Below are 15840 nucleotides of genomic sequence, written 5' to 3'. Positions count from 1 at the left end.
GGTTCAAACTCCCGCGCGTCAGGCCGCCTGGATGCGGCAAAGGGTGGTCTTGGTTTCCTGCATCTGGGTCACCGAGTCATAGCCGTAGGTGGTCGCCGTGTTGGCGGCCTCGCCCAGCACGATCGGGTCGGCCCCGGCCGGGTATTTGGAGCGCAGATCCTGCCCCTGATACACGCCGCCGAAATGGAAGGGCATGAAGGCGACGCCGCGGCCGACACGGTCGGTGACCATGGCCTTGACCTTCACCTTGCCCTTCTCCGGGCCTTCCACCCACACCAGCTGGCCGTCCTTGATGCCGGCGTTGTTGGCGTCGAACGGGTTGATCTCGACGAACATGTCCTGCTGCAGCTCGGCCAGCCAGGGGTTGGAGCGAGTCTCGTCACCGCCGCCCTCATACTCGACCAGACGGCCGGAGGTGAGGATGATCGGGTATTCCTTCGACACGTCGCGGTCCTGGATGGACTTGTAGAGCGTCGGCACGCGCCAGGACTTGGTGTCCTTGTAGGTCGGGTAGCTGGCGACCAGATCGCGGCGCGGGGTGTAGAGCGGCTCGCGATGGACCGGAACCGGGTCCGGGAAGTTCCAGGCGACGCAGCGCGCCTTGGCGTTGCCCGGCGGGTTCAGGCCGTGCTTGATCGCCACGCGCTGGATGCCGCCGGACAGGTCGGTGGTCCAGGACACGGCCGCGACCTTCTCGCCGCCGATCTTCTGGATGACCGCCAGTTCCTCCGCCGTCAGATCCTTGTCGAAGCCCAGCTTCTGGAGCATCGCCATGGTGACTTCCGGATAGCCGTCCTTGATCTCCGACCCTTCCGGATAGGAGCCCTCGGCCAGCAGCGTCACGCCGTTGCGCTCCAGGCCGAAGCGGGCGCGGAAGGCGCCGCCGCCCTCGGCCACCGGCAGCGAGGTGTCGTAGAGGTTGGCGGACCCCGGATGCTTCATCTCCGGCGTGCCCCAGCAGGGCCAGGGCAGGCCGAAGTAGTCGCCGTCGCACGGGCCGCCGTTGGCGCGCAGGGTGGTCTTGTCGAAGGTGCCCTGATGCTGCATGTGCAGCTTCAGCCGCTCCGGCGACTGGCCGGTGTAGCCGACCGACCACATGCCGCGGTTCCACTCACGGGTGATGTCCTCGACCAGCGGTTCGTTGCCGTTGACCTTGATGTTCTTGCAGAGATCCGCCGCGAAGCCGAACTTCTTGGCGAACAGATACATGATCTCATGGTCGGGCTTCGATTCGAACAGCGGCTCGACGACCTTGTCGCGCCACTGGACCGAACGGTTGGACGCGGTGGCCGAGCCGTAGGTCTCGAACTGGGTCGCGGCCGGCAGCAGGTAGAAGTCGTTCTTGCGGTCGGGCAGCACCGCCGTCATCGTCGGGTACGGATCGACGACGACCAGCAGTTCCAGCTTCTCCATCGCCTTCTTCATATCGGGCAGACGGACCTGGCTGTTCGGCGCATGACCCCAGAAGACCATGCCCTTGACGGGGTTCGGCTGGTCCAGGTTCTCCTTGGCTTCCAGCACGCCGTCGAACCAGCGTGACACCGGAATGCCGGTGCTCTCCATCAGCTTCTTGTCGGCGAAGCGCTTCTGGATGCTGTCGTAGGGAAGATCCCAGACGCGCGCCCAGTGGCGCCACGCGCCTTCCGCAAGGCCGTAATAGCCGGGCAGGCTGTCCGAGGTGACGCCGAAGTCGGTCGCGCCCTGGACGTTGTCGTGGCCGCGGAAGATGTTGGTGCCGCCGCCGGCCACGCCGATGTTGCCCAGCGCCAGCTGCAGCACGCAATAGGCGCGGGTGTTGTTGTTGCCGATGTGGTGCTGGGTGCCGCCCATGCACCAGACCAGCGTGCCCGGACGGTTGGAGGCCAGCGTGCGGGCGACGCGCTTCAGCTGCGAGCCCGGAACGCCGGTGACGCGCTCCACCTCTTCCGGCGTCCACTTGGCGACCTCGGCGCGGATGTCGTCCATGCCGTAGACGCGCTTGGCGATGTAGTCCTTGTCCTCCCAGCCGTTCTCCAGAACATGCCAGAGGATGCCCCAGATCAGCGCGACGTCGGTGCCAGGACGGAAGCGGATGTATTCGTTGGCGTGGGCGGCGGTGCGGGTGAAGCGCGGATCGGCGACGATCAGCGGCGCGTTGTTCTGCTCCTTCGCCTTCAGCACATGCATCATGGCGACGGGATGCGCCTCGGCGGCGTTGGAGCCGATGAAGAACAGCGCCTTCGACTTCTGGATGTCGTTGTAGCTGTTCGTCATGGCGCCGTAGCCCCAGACGTTCGCCACGCCGGCCACGGTGGTGGAGTGGCAGATGCGCGCCTGATGGTCGACGTTGTTGGTGCCCCACAGCGCCGCGAACTTGCGGAACAGATAGGCCTGCTCGTTGCTGTGCTTGGCCGAGCCGAGCCAGAACACCGAATCCGGGCCGGACTGCTCGCGGATCGACAGCAGCTTGGAGCCGACCTCCTCGATGGCCTGATCCCAGCTGATGCGGGTCCACTTGCCGTCGACCATCTTCATCGGATAGCGCAGGCGGCGCTCGCCATGGGCATGCTCGCGCACCGACGCGCCCTTGGCGCAGTGGGAGCCGAGGTTGATCGGGCTGTCGAAGCCGGGCTCCTGCCCGATCCAGACGCCGTTCTGCACTTCGGCCACCACGGTGCAGCCGACCGAGCAATGGGTGCAGACCGTCTTGATCTGCTTCACCGGAGCGCCGGCGACGGTGGCGGCCGTGGCGGCGTCGGCCTTCTTCACCATGCCGAAGGGCATGGCCGTGGCCAGCGCGGCGCCGCCGGCGGCGATGCCGGAGGTGCGCAGGAAGGCACGGCGGTCGACCGTAACGCCGGTGGCGGTCGCCAGCGTCTGGGTCAGGGTGCGGGCGAGATGGCGGCCGCCGGAGGTGGCCGAGCTTTTCTTGATGAGCATCGGGGCGTTCCTCTTAGAAGCGGCTGACTTCGTAGACCTTCCGGACATGGTCGGTCTCGCGGTAGCCCGTGGAGGTCGTCTCTGCCGGGGCGGCCTCGGCCGTTCCGCTCGCGGCGGTCACGCCGGCCGCGACGGCGCCCAGCGCGCCGACGCCGAGACCGGCGACGCGGAACAGGTCGCGCCGGGCGAGACCCTTATCCGTGCCCTGGATGTCCGTGTTCCGCTTTGCTGCTTCATCAGTGGCTTTGACCGCGTTCCGCGTCATGGCTTCGCTCCTCACCTTTACGCCGCAAGGTCGAAGGCGCGCGCCTCGACCGCCAGAAAACTCCGTCCGACCGCACCGACCGCCCGATAGAAGCGGGCCGAGGGCGAGGTCTCCAAATCCGCGAAGAACCGCCCGGCCCAGGAGCCGATGTGGCGGTCGAAGAAAGCCCGCTGCGCATCGAGGCCCATGGCCCCGCCATCCTCCGGCGCGAACGCGCCGGTGATCAGGCCGGCCATCATCTCGCACAGGGCGGCGATGTGATCCTCCGGCTCCGACACGTCGTCGGCACGGGCGATGCCCAGCCGCGCCATGTCGGCGCGCAGCTCCGCCAGCGGCTTCTCGTTCAGGAATCCGGTCAGGTAGAAGGACCCGTAGGGCGTGCGCTCGCTGCCGCCGACGCCGATGAACAGGGTGGTGAACTCCTCCTCCACCGCCGCGGGGTCGCTGCCGCGCGCCGCGCCGGCCAGCTGGTCGAGAGCCGCGCCGAAGTCGCCGCCCTCCCCTGCCAGCTCACCCAGCGCGGTCAAGAAGTCCGCCTCGGGCGCGCGCGCCAGCAGGCGCGCCAGCAGGCCGTAGACCTGCGCGCGAAGCAGTTCCTCCTCCGCGACCGCAGGAGAAACGGTGTGATCGACGGCCTTGGACACGCGCCGCAAACTCCTCTCGGACACAAGACGGGGGCATCGGCGTTCACGGTTTCACCGCGCGCCGTCTTTGGACCGATGGTCCCGCACCCTTTTGATGCACCTGCGAAAAGCCGTTGCCTTACAGTGGCTTAGCGTTTGGCAGATGGATAATAGAAGGACTGAACCTGTCCTTTTGTCAACTAAGGACGCGCCCGAAAGTGAGGACAAATGAAACTTTCTCCTGGCGCTATGTTCGCGCTGTCAGAGCGCCCCTTTGTTTTGAAGGCTGCCAATTCAGCGCGACAATCCGTCGCATTTTGAAAGTCGTTTTGCGAGGGAGGAAGTGCGCCTGAGTGCCCCCCTCTCCCCCCCGGGGAGAGGGTCGGGGTGAGGGGGAGGCATGGTGTGGATGGATGGGGAGGTGGGGACTGCGCGCGGATCGACAGGGTCCCGCGGTGCATCCCCCTCACCCTAACCCTCTCCCCGGGGGGGAGAGGGAATTGGCGGTTGGGGAGAGGGGGTGTCGTCAGTCGCCACAACGTCTACGTCGGCGGACGTGGCGGGGGAAAGTTCTTCGCTCTCAGCCACCTCGTCCAGCGTGTCGAGGAAGCCCTTGCCGACGCGATAGAGCGTTTTCACCGAAACATCGCCGGTGAACAGGCTGGCGTAATCGTCGGCGTAGTCCTTCAACCCGTCGTCGTTGGCGTAGACCGGGTCGGAGGCCCACAGCTTGCGCAGCGCCTGACGGTGCAGATCCTCAGGCACCTCTGCGCGCAGGAAGGGGGTGAAGTCGGACTCGCCGGTCAAATCCTCGATCGGCGGCAGGTCCTTCAACGGGTCTTCGGGGTCCGCATCCGGCTGGGCGGGATCGACCGGGATATCTTCGGCGATGGCGACGGGAAGCTCCGCCGTCTCTTCGACCGGCGGCGGATCGACAGGTGCCGGCTCCGGCTTGACCGCCGTGCGTTTCAGGCGCGACCAGCGCGACAGGAAGGCTTCGTCGCTCACCGCTGCCGGTCCTCTTTCTCGAAATGGCGCTTGCGCTCGCGCTTGTGGAAGGGGACGTCGACATGATGCTGCTCGACGAAATCGCGGACCAGCGCGATCACTTGCGCCGGCATCGGCACCGTCTCCACCACGTCGGCACCGACCTGATAGCCCTCCCCCTCATGGGCCGACGCAGTGACCGTGAAGGGCACCAGTTCCTCGCCATCGGCAACGGGGCGCATCACCACCCACAGGCGCGGCGGATCCTGCGACAGGTTCAGGCGGTAACCTTCGGTGTCGGTGCGGAACAGTTCCAGCATCAGGGTGGCGGCGTGGCTGTGCGTCCAGCCCTCCCCCTCCATCAGCACCCGGCCGGGCGGGTCGACCGGGCCGGCGCCGGGGATGACCGACACCGGACGCCAGCTCCAGTCGGCCCAGGCGGTGACGCCGCGACGGCGTTCCACCACGATGCCCAGCGGCATGGTCTCGATACGGTCGAGGGACTGGGAAACAGGCTGGTCCGTCATGACACGTGCCCCGATGCCAGCAGGCGTTCGGCCTCGGCCAGATCGTCCGGCCGGTTGGTGTTGAAGAAGGGATCGACAGGATCCACGGCGAAGTCGGCGACGGCCAGACGGTAGCGGGCGGTCCAGGCATCGACCTTGCGGACACCCTCCTCCACCATGGCGCGGCGGAGGTCGCCGGCCAGACGGATCGGCCACAGGCCGAAGACCGGATGCTCCTGCCCTCCTGAACGGGCGCAGGCGAGATCGGCGCCCTCATGCTCCAGCGCCGCCACCATGCGGGTGACGAGGTCGCGCGGGATGAAGGGGGCGTCGGTGGCGAAGCTGGCGACCCAGCCGATGCCGGGCGCCGTGCCGCGCATCCACTCCATCCCCGTCAGCACGCCGGCGAGCGGACCGGCATAGCCCTCCACCACATCCGCCGCCACCGGCAGGTGCAGATGGGCGAAGCGGGCGGGATCGCCGTTGGCGTTCAGCACCAGCGGCCCGACCTGCGGCCGGACGGTGGCGACGATGCGCTCCAGGATGCTGCGGTCGCCCAGCGGGCGCAGGCACTTGTCGCCGCCGCCCATCCGGCGCGACAGCCCACCGGCCAGCAGGACGCCGCCGATATCCCGGTGTGCTGTCTCAGTCGTCATCGCGGCTTCCCTTGCGTCCATGCCGACGATCCTCGTCGGCGGTCCCGGCGGCATCGGCGTCGAAGACCAGCCGGTCGGTGCCGGCCAGCGCGATGAAGCGCCGGCCCTTGGCCCGGCCGACCAGCGTCAGGTTGGCCTGCCGCGCCAGTTGCACGCCCCAGGCGGTGAAGCCGGAGCGCGAGACCAGGATCGGAATGCCCATCTGCACCGTCTTGATCACCATCTCCGATGTCAGGCGGCCGGTGGTGTAGAAAATCTTGTCCGAAGCGGAAATGCCGTTCAGGTGCATGTAGCCGGCGACCTTGTCCACCGCGTTGTGACGGCCGACATCCTCCATGTAGACCAGCGGCCGGTCGCCCTGGCACAGCACGCTGCCGTGGATGGCCCCGGCCTCCAGATACAGGCTGGGCTGCAGGTTGATCTGCTTGGACAGCGCGTAGAGCCACGAGGTGTGGAGCCGGACGTCGGCGGGAAGCCTGACGGACTCGAAGGTCTCCATCACGTCGCCGAAGGCGGTGCCCTGGGCGCAGCCGGAGGTCAGCGTCTTCTTCTTCAGCTTGGATTCGTAATCGGTCGCGCGCTCCGTGCGGACGACGACGGTGTCCGTTTCCTCGTCCACGTCGATGCCGGTGATGCGGTCGTCGCGCCGCAGCATGTTCTGGTTCAGCAGATAGCCGACGGCCAGGCAGTCCGGATAATCGCCGATCGTCATCATGGTGACGATCTCCTGCCCGTTCAGGTACAGGGTCAGCGGCCGTTCGACCGTGACCGAGGTCTCGATCTCGCGGCCGTCCTGGTCGAGGCCGCGGACGCGCTCGGTCAGCTTGGGGTTCGCCGGATCCGGCGCTATGGTGAAGGTCTTCAGGCTCATGGTCGGGCTCATGCGCGCGAGTGTGGGCGAGCGGCGTCCATCGGACAAGCCCCCGCCGGAATGATTTGAAAAGTGATTTGGACTGAATGCAGGATTTTTCCCAAGCCCTCGCCGTCGCTTTTTCCATGATCGTGTCGATGGACGAGGGGCTGATGCGGATCATCGGCCTGTCTCTGCGGGTCAGCCTGACCGCCGTCGCCGCCGCCACGCTGATCGGCCTGCCGCTGGGCGCCGCCGTCGCGGCCTTGCGCTTTCCCGGCCGGCGCACCGTCGCCGTCGCGCTGAACACCATGATGGGGCTGCCGCCGGTGGTGGTCGGGCTGGTGATCTATCTGTTGCTGTCGCGCTCCGGCCCCTTCGGGGTGCTGGGCCTGCTGTTCACGCCGGCGGCGATGATCGTCGCGCAGACGGTGATGATCGTGCCGATCGTCGCCTCGCTCACCCGCCAGACGGTGGAGGATCTGCTGGTCGAGTATGACGACCTGCTGCGCGTCACCGGCGCCGGGCCGATCCGCCGGCTGGCCACCCTGCTGTCGGAGGCGCGCTGGAGCCTCGTCACCACAATCCTGGCCGGCTTCGGGCGAGCGTCGGCGGAGGTCGGGGCGGTGATGATCGTCGGCGGCAACATCGAGCATGTCACCCGCGTCATGACCACCGCCATCGCGCTGGAGACCAGCAAGGGGGACCTGCCGATGGCGCTGGGCCTGGGCATGGTGCTGATGACGCTGTCGCTGACGGTCAACCTCGCCGCGTCGCTGCTGAAGGAGGCGGGACACAGGCCGGCCTGATCCGGGCGCCTGACCCCGAAATGGAAAAATCTTCCCAAGCCTTTGCATTGGCAGCGGGATGCGCTATGCCGGCAAGGCAACAACGCAAATGGGAGGAGTTGAGTGATGCTGCGCCGTTCATTCGTGCTGGGCTGTGCCGCCGCGGCCCTGGCCGCCCTGATCCAGACTGCCGCCCCGTCGGCCGCGCGTGCCGCCGACCGCTTCATCACGGTAGCCTCCACCACCTCGACCGAGGATTCGGGGCTGTTCGGCTCCATCCTGCCGAAATTCACCGCCAAGACGGGGATCGAGGTGCGGGTCGTCGCCAAGGGCACCGGTCAGGCCATCGATCTCGCCAAGCGGGGCGACGCCGACGTGCTGTTCGTCCACCACAAGCCGTCTGAAGACAGATTCGTCGCAGAAGGCTTCGCCACCGAGCGCAAGCCGGTGATGTACAACGACTTCGTCGTCGTCGGCCCGGCCGGCGACCCGGCCGGCGTCAAGGGCAGCAAGGACGTCGCCGCCGCGCTGTCGAAGATCGCCGAGGCCAAGGCCCCCTTCGTGTCGCGCGGCGACGACAGCGGCACCAACAAGGCCGAACTCGCCCTGTGGAAGACCGCAAAACTCGATCCGGCCAAGGCGGATGGCGGCTGGTACCGCTCCATCGGCCAGGGCATGGGGCCGACGCTGAACGCCGCCGCCGCGATGAACGGCTACACCCTGACCGACCGCGGCACCTGGTTGAACTTCAAGAACCGCGGCCCGCTGACGGTGCTGGTGGAGGGTGACAAGCGGCTGTTCAACCAGTATGGCGTGATGCTGGTCAACCCGGCCAAGTTCCCCCACGTCAAGGCCGCCGACGGTCAGGCCTTCATCGACTGGCTGGTCTCCGCCGAGGGCCAGAAGGCCATCGCCGACTACAAGATCAACGGCGAACAGCTGTTCTTCCCCAACGCCAACGAGCCGGGGGCGTAAGGAGCGGATGCACCGCCGGCGGTCACATCCACAGGCCGCCGGCAGGTGTCAGCAGAACGGGTTCCATGCGGCGCCAGGGGATGACCCGAACGATCTCGATTGCCGGCGCTTTCCGATAGATCACCGCGTACCAGCGTAAGGCCGTCCAAAAAAAGACGTCGTAGCCGGTCAGATCAGGACGGCGATGTCCCAGGCCGGGGCTGGCGGCAATCTTTTCGAAGGAGTCGTAGAGTAAGTCTAGAAGCCGGTCAGCCGCATCGGCGCCTTCTGCGCCTTCAATGAAGACATGGATCGCATCGAGATCGTCGACGGCCAATGGTGCCAGGGTGTAAAGGCCGCTCACAGCTTGTCCGAACCACCCTTTGCCTGACGGCGAGCGGCAACCCGCTCCTTCGACAGGCGCCGGGCCTCATCCGCGGGTATCCCCTCTCCCCGATCCAACTGGCCGATGGCGTCGCCGATATCACGGTTCAGCCGCTCCAGCGCACGGTCGTTGGCGTCGTCGATGCGGAAATACAGACGCAGCGCCTCGCGCATCACCTCGCTGGCCGAACCATACAGCCCGCTTGCCACGCGCTCTTCAATGCGCCGTTCCAGTTCGGGGGTAAGGGATACATTCATCGTCCGCCTCCGGATAACCAACTATAGCAAAGCTTGTTATCGTGGCAATCAGTGACAACCCGGCCCCAATAAGATTCCCGTTCCCATCGCGCCGCATTCCCCCATATGAGTGTCCTCAGGCCAGGGGCGGCAGCCCCAAGCGACAGGAGTTTTGGGGACGATGAAGATCGGCGATCGGACGGTGCTCGTCTGCGATTGTGCGCACAGCATCGCGCTGGACGGGGCGGCGCTGGGCAAGGCATGCGGCGAGGGCAGCGTTCCCACCCTGCATACCCAGCTGTGCCGGGCGCAGCTAGACCGATTCGAGGCGGCGGTCGCCACCGGGCAGCCGCTGCTGGTCGCCTGCACGCAGGAAGCGCCGCTTTTCAGCGAGATCGCGGCGGAGGTGGCCCCCGATACGTCCCTGACCTTCACCAACATCCGCGAGCGCGCCGGCTGGTCGGACGAGGGCGAACTGGCGCTGCCGAAGATCACGGCATTGCTGGCCGAGGCCGCCCTGCCGATCCCACCGACCGGCGCCCTGACCCTGACCTCGCAGGGTACCTGCCTGGTCTATGGCAATGACGAACGCGCCATCGAGGCCGGGCGGGAGTTGGCAAAGCGGCTCGACGTCACGGTCCTGCTGACCAGTGCGAAGGACATCGCGCCGCCGCCGGTGATGGACGTGGCGATCTTCCGCGGCCGCATCCGCGTCGCCCGCGGCTGGGTCGGCGCCTTCGAGATCGTGGTCGACGATTACGCTCCGGCATTGCCCTCCTCGCGCGGGGCGCTGGGGTTCGAGCCGGCGCGGCAGGGGGCGTCGGCCCGCTGCGACCTGATCCTCGACCTGACCGGCGGCACGCCGCTGTTCCCCGATCACAAGCGCCGCGACGGCTATCTGCGCCCCGCCCCCAACAGCCCGGCCCAGGTCGCCAAGGCGCTGCTGGAAATGGCCGATCTGGTCGGCGAGTTCGAGAAGCCGCGCTTCGTCGACTTCAAGGCCGATCTCTGCGCCCATTCGCGCAGCCGCAAGACCGGCTGCACCCGCTGCCTGGACGTCTGCCCGACCGGGGCGATCACGCCGAACGGCGACCATGTCGCCATCGACCCGCATGTCTGCGCCGGCTGCGGTTCCTGCGCCGCGGTCTGCCCGACCGGGGCCGCGACCTATGCCTTGCCGCCGGCCGCGACGGTGTATGAGCGTCTGCGCACGCTGCTGGGCACCTACCGCAAGGCCGGTGGCGCCGCCCCCGCTCTGCTGATCCACGATCCACGCCACGGCGATGCGCTGGTCGGCATGATGGCGCGGCATGGCCACGGTCTGCCGGCCCGCGTGCTGCCCTTCGCGCTGAACGAGGTGACCCAGGTCGGCTTCGACCTGTTCGCGCTGGCGCTGGCCTATGGCTGCACCCATGTCCGCGTGCTGACCGGGCCGGAGAACGAGGGGGAGACCGCCGGCCTCGCCAACCAGATCGGGCTGGCGGAGGCCGCCTTCAGCGGGCTCGGCTACGGCTCCGGCCGGGTGGCGGTGATAGACGCCGCCGATCCCGACATGGTCGCCGACGAGCTTTGGAGCCTGCCGGCGGATACCGTCGAGGCCGGGATGTTCCTGCCGATGGGGCCGAAGCGCACGGTGACCATGCTGGCGCTGCGCCACCTGCACAAGGTTGCTCCCGCCCCGGTGGAAGTCCTGCCGCTGCCGCCGGGGGCGCCGTTCGGCCGGGTGTCGGTGGATGTGGCGGGCTGCACGCTCTGCCTGTCCTGCGTCGGTGCCTGCCCGACCGGGGCGCTGCTCGACAATGCCGACAAGCCGATGCTGTCCTTCGCCCAGGATGCCTGCGTGCAGTGCGGCCTGTGCAAGACCACCTGCCCGGAGAAGGTCATCTCGCTGGTGCCGGAGATCGACTTCCGCGATCAGGCGCGCGGCGCGACGGTGGTGAAGGAGGAGGAGCCCTTCTGCTGCGTGTCCTGCGGCAAGCCCTTCGCCACGAAATCCTCGATCGAGAAAATCGTGACGACGCTGGCGGGCAAGCACTGGATGTTCGCGACGCCGGAGGCCGCCAACCGCATCCGCATGTGCGAGGATTGCCGCGTGCGCGACCAGTTCGAGCGCGGCAACGAACCCTTCTCCCTGGGCCGCCCGCCGGTGCCGCGCACCACAGACGACGACCTGCGCGAACGCGAGGAAGCCGAACGGGACGCCCGGTTGGCGGAGGCCCGGCAAAAGCTGATCTGACGCCGATCCCTCTTGATCGCGATCAAAGTCGGCATACCGTGATGTGGAATAGGCTTGCGCGATCGTTGCACATCGTACGTGCGACGAACATATAATGCGGTGGCCCGATAAGGGCCGCCCCTGGAGTCCAGCGATGATCGATCCCGTGTCCGAAACCCAGTCGCCAGCCAATCTCGCCCCGCTCGTCGACCCGTTCGGCCGCAAGGTGGAGTATCTGCGCGTGTCGGTGACCGACCGCTGCGACCTTCGCTGCGTCTACTGCATGGCGGAGGACATGAGCTTCCTGCCGAAGGCGGAGGTGCTGACGCTGGAGGAACTGGACCGGCTGTGCAGCGCCTTCGTGAAGCTGGGCACGCGCAAGCTGCGGCTGACCGGCGGCGAACCGCTGGTGCGGCGTGACGTGATGCGGCTGATCCGCTCGCTGGGCCGCCACATCGAATCGGGCGATCTGGACGAGCTGACGCTGACCACCAACGGCACCATGCTGTTCAAGCATGCCGCCGGCCTGTACGAGGCCGGGGTGCGGCGGATCAACGTGTCGCTGGATACGCTCGACCCGCACAAGTTCCAGGCCATCACCCGCTGGGGCAAGCTGGACAAGATCCTGGGCGGCATCCAGGCGGCCAAGGACGCCGGGCTGAAGATCAAGATCAACACGGTGGCGCTGAAGGGCGTCAACGACGATGAAATCCACCGGATGGTGGCGTGGTGCGGCGAGGAAGGCTTCGACCTGACCTTCATCGAGGTGATGCCGATGGGCGACATCGGCGAGGGTGCACGGCTCGACCAGTATTGGCCGCTGACCATGCTGAAGGCCGAGCTGCAGAAGCGCTGGACCCTGACCGAGAGCGACCACCGCACCGGCGGCCCCGCCCGCTATGTCCGGGTGGAGGAGACCGGCCAGCGCGTCGGCTTCATCACGCCGCTGACGCATAACTTCTGCGAAAGCTGCAACCGCGTGCGGCTGACCTGCACCGGCACGCTCTACATGTGCCTGGGCCAGGAGGACGCCGCCGATTTGCGCACGCCGCTGCGCGTCAGCGACGAGGACGGCCCGCTGGTCGACGCGGTGCGCGAGGCGATCACCCGCAAGCCCAAGGGCCACGACTTCATCATCGACCGCCGCCACCAGGGTCCGGCCGTCGGGCGGCATATGAGCGTGACGGGGGGGTGAGTTTCTTTTCTCGGCAGCGTTAGACCCCCACCTAACCTCCCCCGCTGGGCGGGGGAGGGACTGCCGCCGATCTCCCAAACAAGCGCTTGCCCCCTCCCCCGCCCAGCGGGGGAGGGTTGGGGTGGGGGCAATCGAAGCCGACACTCACAACCAAGAGCGAGCACCGCCATGCCCCTGTCCTTCCTGTCCGGACTGCGCGTCATCGACCTCGGCCAGTACCTGCCCGGCCCCTATGCGGCGCAGCTGCTCTGCGACCTGGGCGCCACGGTGGTGAAGGTGGAGCCGCCGGCCGGCGATCCGCTGCGCCGGCTAGGGCCCACCGACAGCGACGGCACCACCGCCGCCTACAAGCTGCTGAATGCGGGCAAGACCGTCATCCGTCTGGATCTGAAATCGGCCGACGGGCGCACGGCGCTGGAAGGGTTGCTGGCGAAGGCCGACGCGCTGATCGAAAGCTACCGGCCCGGCGTGATGGACAAGCTCGGGCTGGGGCGCGAGCGGCTGCGGGAGATCAACCCGAAGCTGGTCCATGCCAGCCTGTCGGGCTGGGGCTATGACGGCCCCTATGCGACGCGGGCCGGGCACGACCTGAATTACATGGCGGTCGGCGGCGGGCTGGATGCCTCCGGGCTGCCGGACCGGCCGGTCATCAGCTATCTGCCGGTCGCCGATTTCGCCTCGGCCCAACAGACGGCGCTGGCGGTGGCGGGCGCGCTGCTGGGACGCGAGCGGACGGGACAGGGCTGCTTCCTCGACCTGTCGATCATGGAATCGGTGCTGGGCTGGCAGGGCATGAATTTGACCGCGGCGGCGCGCGGCACCATGCCGAAGCGGGGCGAGGCGCTGCTGTCGGGCGGTGCCGCCTGCTACCGCATCTATCGCACCGCCGACGGCCGCTTCATCACCCTGTCGGCGCTGGAGGCCAAGTTCTGGCAGGGCTTCTGCGAGGCGGTCGGCCGGCCCGACTGGATCGCCCGGCAGGAGGATCCCCTGCCCCAGACTGACCTGACCGCCGAGCTGGAAACGCTGTTCGCCGGCCGGACGCTGGCGGAGTGGAAGACCCTGCTCGACCCCGTCGACTGCTGCTTCGAGGCATTGCCCGAACTGACGGAGGTCCACGCCCATCCGCACATCGCCGCCCGCGGACAGGTCCGCGTCACGCCGGGGCCGGAGCCGCTGGTGGAGACGCTGATGGGCCTGCGCGTCGACGGCGCGCCGCCGCCGGAACGCTCCCCCCTGCGGGAAAGCGACGCCGCCGAGGTGCTGGCCGGCTGGGAGTAAGCCTCAGCCCTCGCGCCGGTAGGGCGACAACTCCTCGTCCAGCGCCTCGATCTCCGCCTCCACCGCCGGTCGTTCCTGCTGCAGATAGCGCTCCACCGCGCGGCGGAAGGCGGGGTCGGCGATCCAATGGCCGCTGTAGGTCGGCACCGGCAGATAGCCGCGCTGGATCTTGTGCTCGCCCTGGGCGCCGGCCTCGACCCGCGCCAGCCCGCGCTCGATGGCGAAATCCAACGCGCGGTAATAGCACGCCTCGAAATGCAGGAAGCGGTAACTCCCGTCCGAGCCCCAGTTGCGGCCGTACAGAGCGTCGTCGCCCAGCAGGTTCAGCGCGCCGGCCACCCATTCCCCGCTATCCTCGCACATCACCAGAACCACCCGGTCGGCCATGGTCCGGCCCAGCAGGTCGAAGAAGCGGCGGTTGAGATAGCCGCCGCCCCATTTGCGGTCGGCGGTGTCCAGGTAGAAGCGGTGGAAGGCGTCCCAATGCTCCGGCTTCAGTTCGTCGCCGGTCAGCGTGTGCAGACGGACGCTGCTCTCCGCGACCTCGCGCCGCTCCTTGCGGATCGCCTTGCGCTTGCGGGAGTTCAGGGCCTCCAGAAATTCGTCGAAGCTGCCGTAACCGCGGTTGTGCCAATGATACTGCACGCCCAGCCGCTTCAGCCAGCCGGCCTCGCCCAGCCGGTCCCACTCCGCGCGCTCCGGGAAGGTGACGTGGGCGGAGGAGACGCCGTAACGCTCCGCCACCTGCTCCAGCGCCGAGATCAGCGCGTCGGCGACGGCGTCGGCGCGCGGTCCCGGCGCCACCAGCAGGCGCGGCCCCGGCACCGGCGTGAAGGGCACCGCCACCTGAAGCTTCGGGTAATAGCTGCCGCCCGCCCGCTCATAGGCGTTGGCCCAGGCATGGTCGAAGACGTACTCGCCGTAGGAATGGCTTTTCAGATAGGCGGGGACCGCGCCCACCATGCGGCCGGATCCGTCATAGGCGGCGAGATGGCTGGGCTGCCAGCCGGACTTGCCGGTCGCCGATCCCGATTCCTCCAGCGCCAACAGGAAGGCATGGGAGAGGAAGGGATTGCCGGGACCGGCGCAGACGTCCCAGTCCTGCTGGTCAGCCTCGCCGATCCCGGTCATAACCTTGACGGTGATGGCATCGTTGCCGTCGGGCATGCATGCGTCTCCTTGAACACTGGCAAGGAGGTAGGCCTCATGCCGCACTACAGCAAGACGCCGTCACCGCCGTAAACGCATCAGGCCACTTCCCTCAATCCACTTCCAGGATGGCATCGACCTCGACCGCGACGTTGCCGGGCAGCGACGGGGCGCCGACGGCGGCACGGGCATGCTGGCCGGCCTCGCCGAAGACGTCGCGCATCAGTTCCGAGGCGCCGTTGATGACCAGCGGATGGTCGTGGAAGTCGGCGCCGGCATTGACGAAGCCGCCCAGCCGCAGCACGCGGGTGACGCGGTCGAGGTCGCCACCCAGCGCGGCCTTGGCCTGGGCCAGGATGTTCAGCGCGCACAGGCGTGCGGCTTCCTTGCCCTGTTCGACCGTAAAGTCCTGGCCGACCTTGCCGACGAACTTGCGCTCGCCGTTCCAGACCGTGACCTGGCCCGAGATGTAGAGGGTGTTGCCCGAACGGGTGTAGGGCACATAGGCGGCCACCGGGGCGGCGGCCTGCGGCAACTCGATGCCCAGCTCCGCCAGGCGTGCGTCGATCCGACCGGTCATGATGCTTCTCCCTTCCCTGCTTTGGCCCCCTGTCGGGGCCATGCGTTCGATGTTTGGGACGTGGTTTGGAGCCCGACCATAGCCGCCCATGTCGGCCGGTGGGAAGATTCTTGCCGCCCCCCGCATCGGCAGAACCGTCCATCACCGGCAAAAGATTCCGGGAAACTTTTACGGCCGCCGGGCCGGGCGAGGCCGGCCCAACCCTGCCCTTTTTGCCGACCTATTTTTATTCCACAACAAAATCAGTCACT

At 67.7% G+C, this 15840-nt stretch carries 16 protein-coding genes; 5 read left to right on the top strand and 11 right to left on the bottom strand.

Going from position 1 to position 15840, the window contains the following annotated elements; translation table 11 throughout:
- Positions 1–18: 18 nt before the first annotated feature.
- The 7 genes from PWS46_RS03050 to fdhD all read right to left on the bottom strand — a co-directional run bounded on the left by PWS46_RS03050 (position 19) and on the right by fdhD (position 6827).
- Positions 19–2919, bottom strand: coding sequence for a formate dehydrogenase subunit alpha (locus PWS46_RS03050; RefSeq protein ID WP_434617869.1), 2901 nt, complete (start codon positions 2917–2919; stop codon positions 19–21).
- Positions 2920–2932: 13 nt separating this feature from the next.
- Positions 2933–3184 carry a formate dehydrogenase gene (locus tag PWS46_RS03045; protein ID WP_434617866.1) on the bottom strand — a complete coding sequence of 84 codons (252 nt, stop codon included), beginning with the start codon at positions 3182–3184 and terminating at the stop codon, positions 2933–2935.
- 17 nt (positions 3185–3201) lie between these two features.
- Positions 3202–3828, bottom strand: a complete 627-nt coding sequence (locus PWS46_RS03040; protein ID WP_434617863.1) for a TorD/DmsD family molecular chaperone — start codon at positions 3826–3828, stop codon at positions 3202–3204.
- Between the two features lie 450 nt (positions 3829–4278).
- Positions 4279–4815, bottom strand: a complete 537-nt coding sequence (locus PWS46_RS03035; RefSeq protein WP_434617860.1) for a DUF3306 domain-containing protein — start codon at positions 4813–4815, stop codon at positions 4279–4281.
- Positions 4812–5321 (bottom strand): DUF3305 domain-containing protein, encoded by a 510-nt coding sequence (locus tag PWS46_RS03030; protein WP_434617857.1) that lies wholly within the window; start codon positions 5319–5321, stop codon positions 4812–4814. Before PWS46_RS03030 ends, PWS46_RS03035 begins: the two co-directional genes overlap by 4 nt.
- Positions 5318–5956 carry a molybdenum cofactor guanylyltransferase MobA gene (gene mobA, locus PWS46_RS03025; RefSeq protein WP_434617854.1) on the bottom strand — a complete coding sequence of 213 codons (639 nt, stop codon included), beginning with the start codon at positions 5954–5956 and terminating at the stop codon, positions 5318–5320. Before mobA ends, PWS46_RS03030 begins: the two co-directional genes overlap by 4 nt.
- Positions 5946–6827 carry a formate dehydrogenase accessory sulfurtransferase FdhD gene (gene fdhD / locus PWS46_RS03020; protein ID WP_434617851.1) on the bottom strand — a complete coding sequence of 294 codons (882 nt, stop codon included), beginning with the start codon at positions 6825–6827 and terminating at the stop codon, positions 5946–5948. Before fdhD ends, mobA begins: the two co-directional genes overlap by 11 nt.
- An 86-nt stretch (positions 6828–6913) precedes the next feature.
- Between fdhD and PWS46_RS03015 the strand changes: the two genes are divergently transcribed.
- Both PWS46_RS03015 and PWS46_RS03010 read left to right on the top strand, forming a co-directional pair.
- Positions 6914–7615 (top strand): ABC transporter permease, encoded by a 702-nt coding sequence (locus PWS46_RS03015; protein ID WP_434617848.1) that lies wholly within the window; start codon positions 6914–6916, stop codon positions 7613–7615.
- 105 nt (positions 7616–7720) lie between these two features.
- Positions 7721–8569: a substrate-binding domain-containing protein gene (locus tag PWS46_RS03010; protein ID WP_434617845.1), complete on the top strand. Its 849-nt coding sequence runs from the start codon at positions 7721–7723 to the stop codon at positions 8567–8569.
- A gap of 22 nt (positions 8570–8591) precedes the next feature.
- On the opposite strand, the gene PWS46_RS03005 is transcribed toward PWS46_RS03010, so the two are convergent.
- Positions 8592–8912 (bottom strand): type II toxin-antitoxin system RelE/ParE family toxin, encoded by a 321-nt coding sequence (locus PWS46_RS03005; protein WP_434617842.1) that lies wholly within the window; start codon positions 8910–8912, stop codon positions 8592–8594.
- The gene (locus tag PWS46_RS03000) at positions 8909–9190 is read right to left on the bottom strand and encodes a type II toxin-antitoxin system ParD family antitoxin (protein WP_149268267.1); all 282 of its coding nucleotides are present in this window, start codon (positions 9188–9190) and stop codon (positions 8909–8911) included. Before PWS46_RS03000 ends, PWS46_RS03005 begins: the two co-directional genes overlap by 4 nt.
- Positions 9191–9350: 160 nt before the next feature.
- Between PWS46_RS03000 and PWS46_RS02995 the strand changes: the two genes are divergently transcribed.
- The 3 genes from PWS46_RS02995 (at position 9351) to PWS46_RS02985 (ending at position 13860) form a co-directional block, all read left to right on the top strand.
- Positions 9351–11405, top strand: coding sequence for a 4Fe-4S dicluster domain-containing protein (locus PWS46_RS02995; protein WP_434617839.1), 2055 nt, complete (start codon positions 9351–9353; stop codon positions 11403–11405).
- 133 nt (positions 11406–11538) lie between these two features.
- On the top strand, positions 11539–12579 hold the full coding sequence (gene moaA, locus PWS46_RS02990) for a GTP 3',8-cyclase MoaA (protein ID WP_434617836.1): 1041 nt from the start codon (positions 11539–11541) through the stop codon (positions 12577–12579).
- A gap of 168 nt (positions 12580–12747) precedes the next feature.
- Positions 12748–13860, top strand: coding sequence for a CaiB/BaiF CoA transferase family protein (locus PWS46_RS02985; RefSeq protein ID WP_434617833.1), 1113 nt, complete (start codon positions 12748–12750; stop codon positions 13858–13860).
- A gap of 3 nt (positions 13861–13863) precedes the next feature.
- Here the strand turns inward: PWS46_RS02985 and PWS46_RS02980 are convergent, their stop codons facing one another.
- Complete coding sequence (locus PWS46_RS02980; RefSeq protein ID WP_434617830.1) at positions 13864–15027, bottom strand: GNAT family N-acetyltransferase; 1164 nt, start codon at positions 15025–15027, stop codon at positions 13864–13866.
- Positions 15028–15121: 94 nt separating this feature from the next.
- Entirely contained in the window at positions 15122–15589 is a 468-nt protein-coding gene (locus PWS46_RS02975; RefSeq protein WP_434617827.1) for a RidA family protein, read from the bottom strand.
- Positions 15590–15840 lie beyond the last annotated feature (251 nt).

This window comes from Azospirillum sp. B2RO_4 (genome assembly GCF_051124815.1).
Classification (GTDB): domain Bacteria; phylum Pseudomonadota; class Alphaproteobacteria; order Azospirillales; family Azospirillaceae; genus Azospirillum.
The sequence above is the reverse complement of the archived record's forward strand: the minus strand, read 5'-3'. Positions and strand labels throughout refer to the sequence as shown.

Excerpts from the sequence above, each read along its gene's own strand:
- PWS46_RS02975 (WP_434617827.1), bottom strand. The coding sequence starts at position 15,589 with ATGACCGGTCGGATCGACGCACGCCTGGCGGAGCTGGGCATCGAGTTG.
- PWS46_RS03050 (WP_434617869.1), bottom strand. The coding sequence starts at position 2,919 with ATGCTCATCAAGAAAAGCTCGGCCACCTCCGGCGGCCGCCATCTCGCC.
- PWS46_RS03010 (WP_434617845.1), top strand. The coding sequence starts at position 7,721 with ATGCTGCGCCGTTCATTCGTGCTGGGCTGTGCCGCCGCGGCCCTGGCC.
- fdhD (WP_434617851.1), bottom strand. The coding sequence starts at position 6,827 with ATGAGCCTGAAGACCTTCACCATAGCGCCGGATCCGGCGAACCCCAAG.
- PWS46_RS02995 (WP_434617839.1), top strand. The coding sequence starts at position 9,351 with ATGAAGATCGGCGATCGGACGGTGCTCGTCTGCGATTGTGCGCACAGC.
- PWS46_RS02980 (WP_434617830.1), bottom strand. The coding sequence starts at position 15,027 with ATGCCCGACGGCAACGATGCCATCACCGTCAAGGTTATGACCGGGATC.
- PWS46_RS03030 (WP_434617857.1), bottom strand. The coding sequence starts at position 5,321 with ATGACGGACCAGCCTGTTTCCCAGTCCCTCGACCGTATCGAGACCATG.
- PWS46_RS03045 (WP_434617866.1), bottom strand. The coding sequence starts at position 3,184 with ATGACGCGGAACGCGGTCAAAGCCACTGATGAAGCAGCAAAGCGGAAC.
- PWS46_RS02985 (WP_434617833.1), top strand. The coding sequence starts at position 12,748 with ATGCCCCTGTCCTTCCTGTCCGGACTGCGCGTCATCGACCTCGGCCAG.
- PWS46_RS03015 (WP_434617848.1), top strand. The coding sequence starts at position 6,914 with ATGCAGGATTTTTCCCAAGCCCTCGCCGTCGCTTTTTCCATGATCGTG.
- moaA (WP_434617836.1), top strand. The coding sequence starts at position 11,539 with ATGATCGATCCCGTGTCCGAAACCCAGTCGCCAGCCAATCTCGCCCCG.
- mobA (WP_434617854.1), bottom strand. The coding sequence starts at position 5,956 with ATGACGACTGAGACAGCACACCGGGATATCGGCGGCGTCCTGCTGGCC.
- PWS46_RS03000 (WP_149268267.1), bottom strand. The coding sequence starts at position 9,190 with ATGAATGTATCCCTTACCCCCGAACTGGAACGGCGCATTGAAGAGCGC.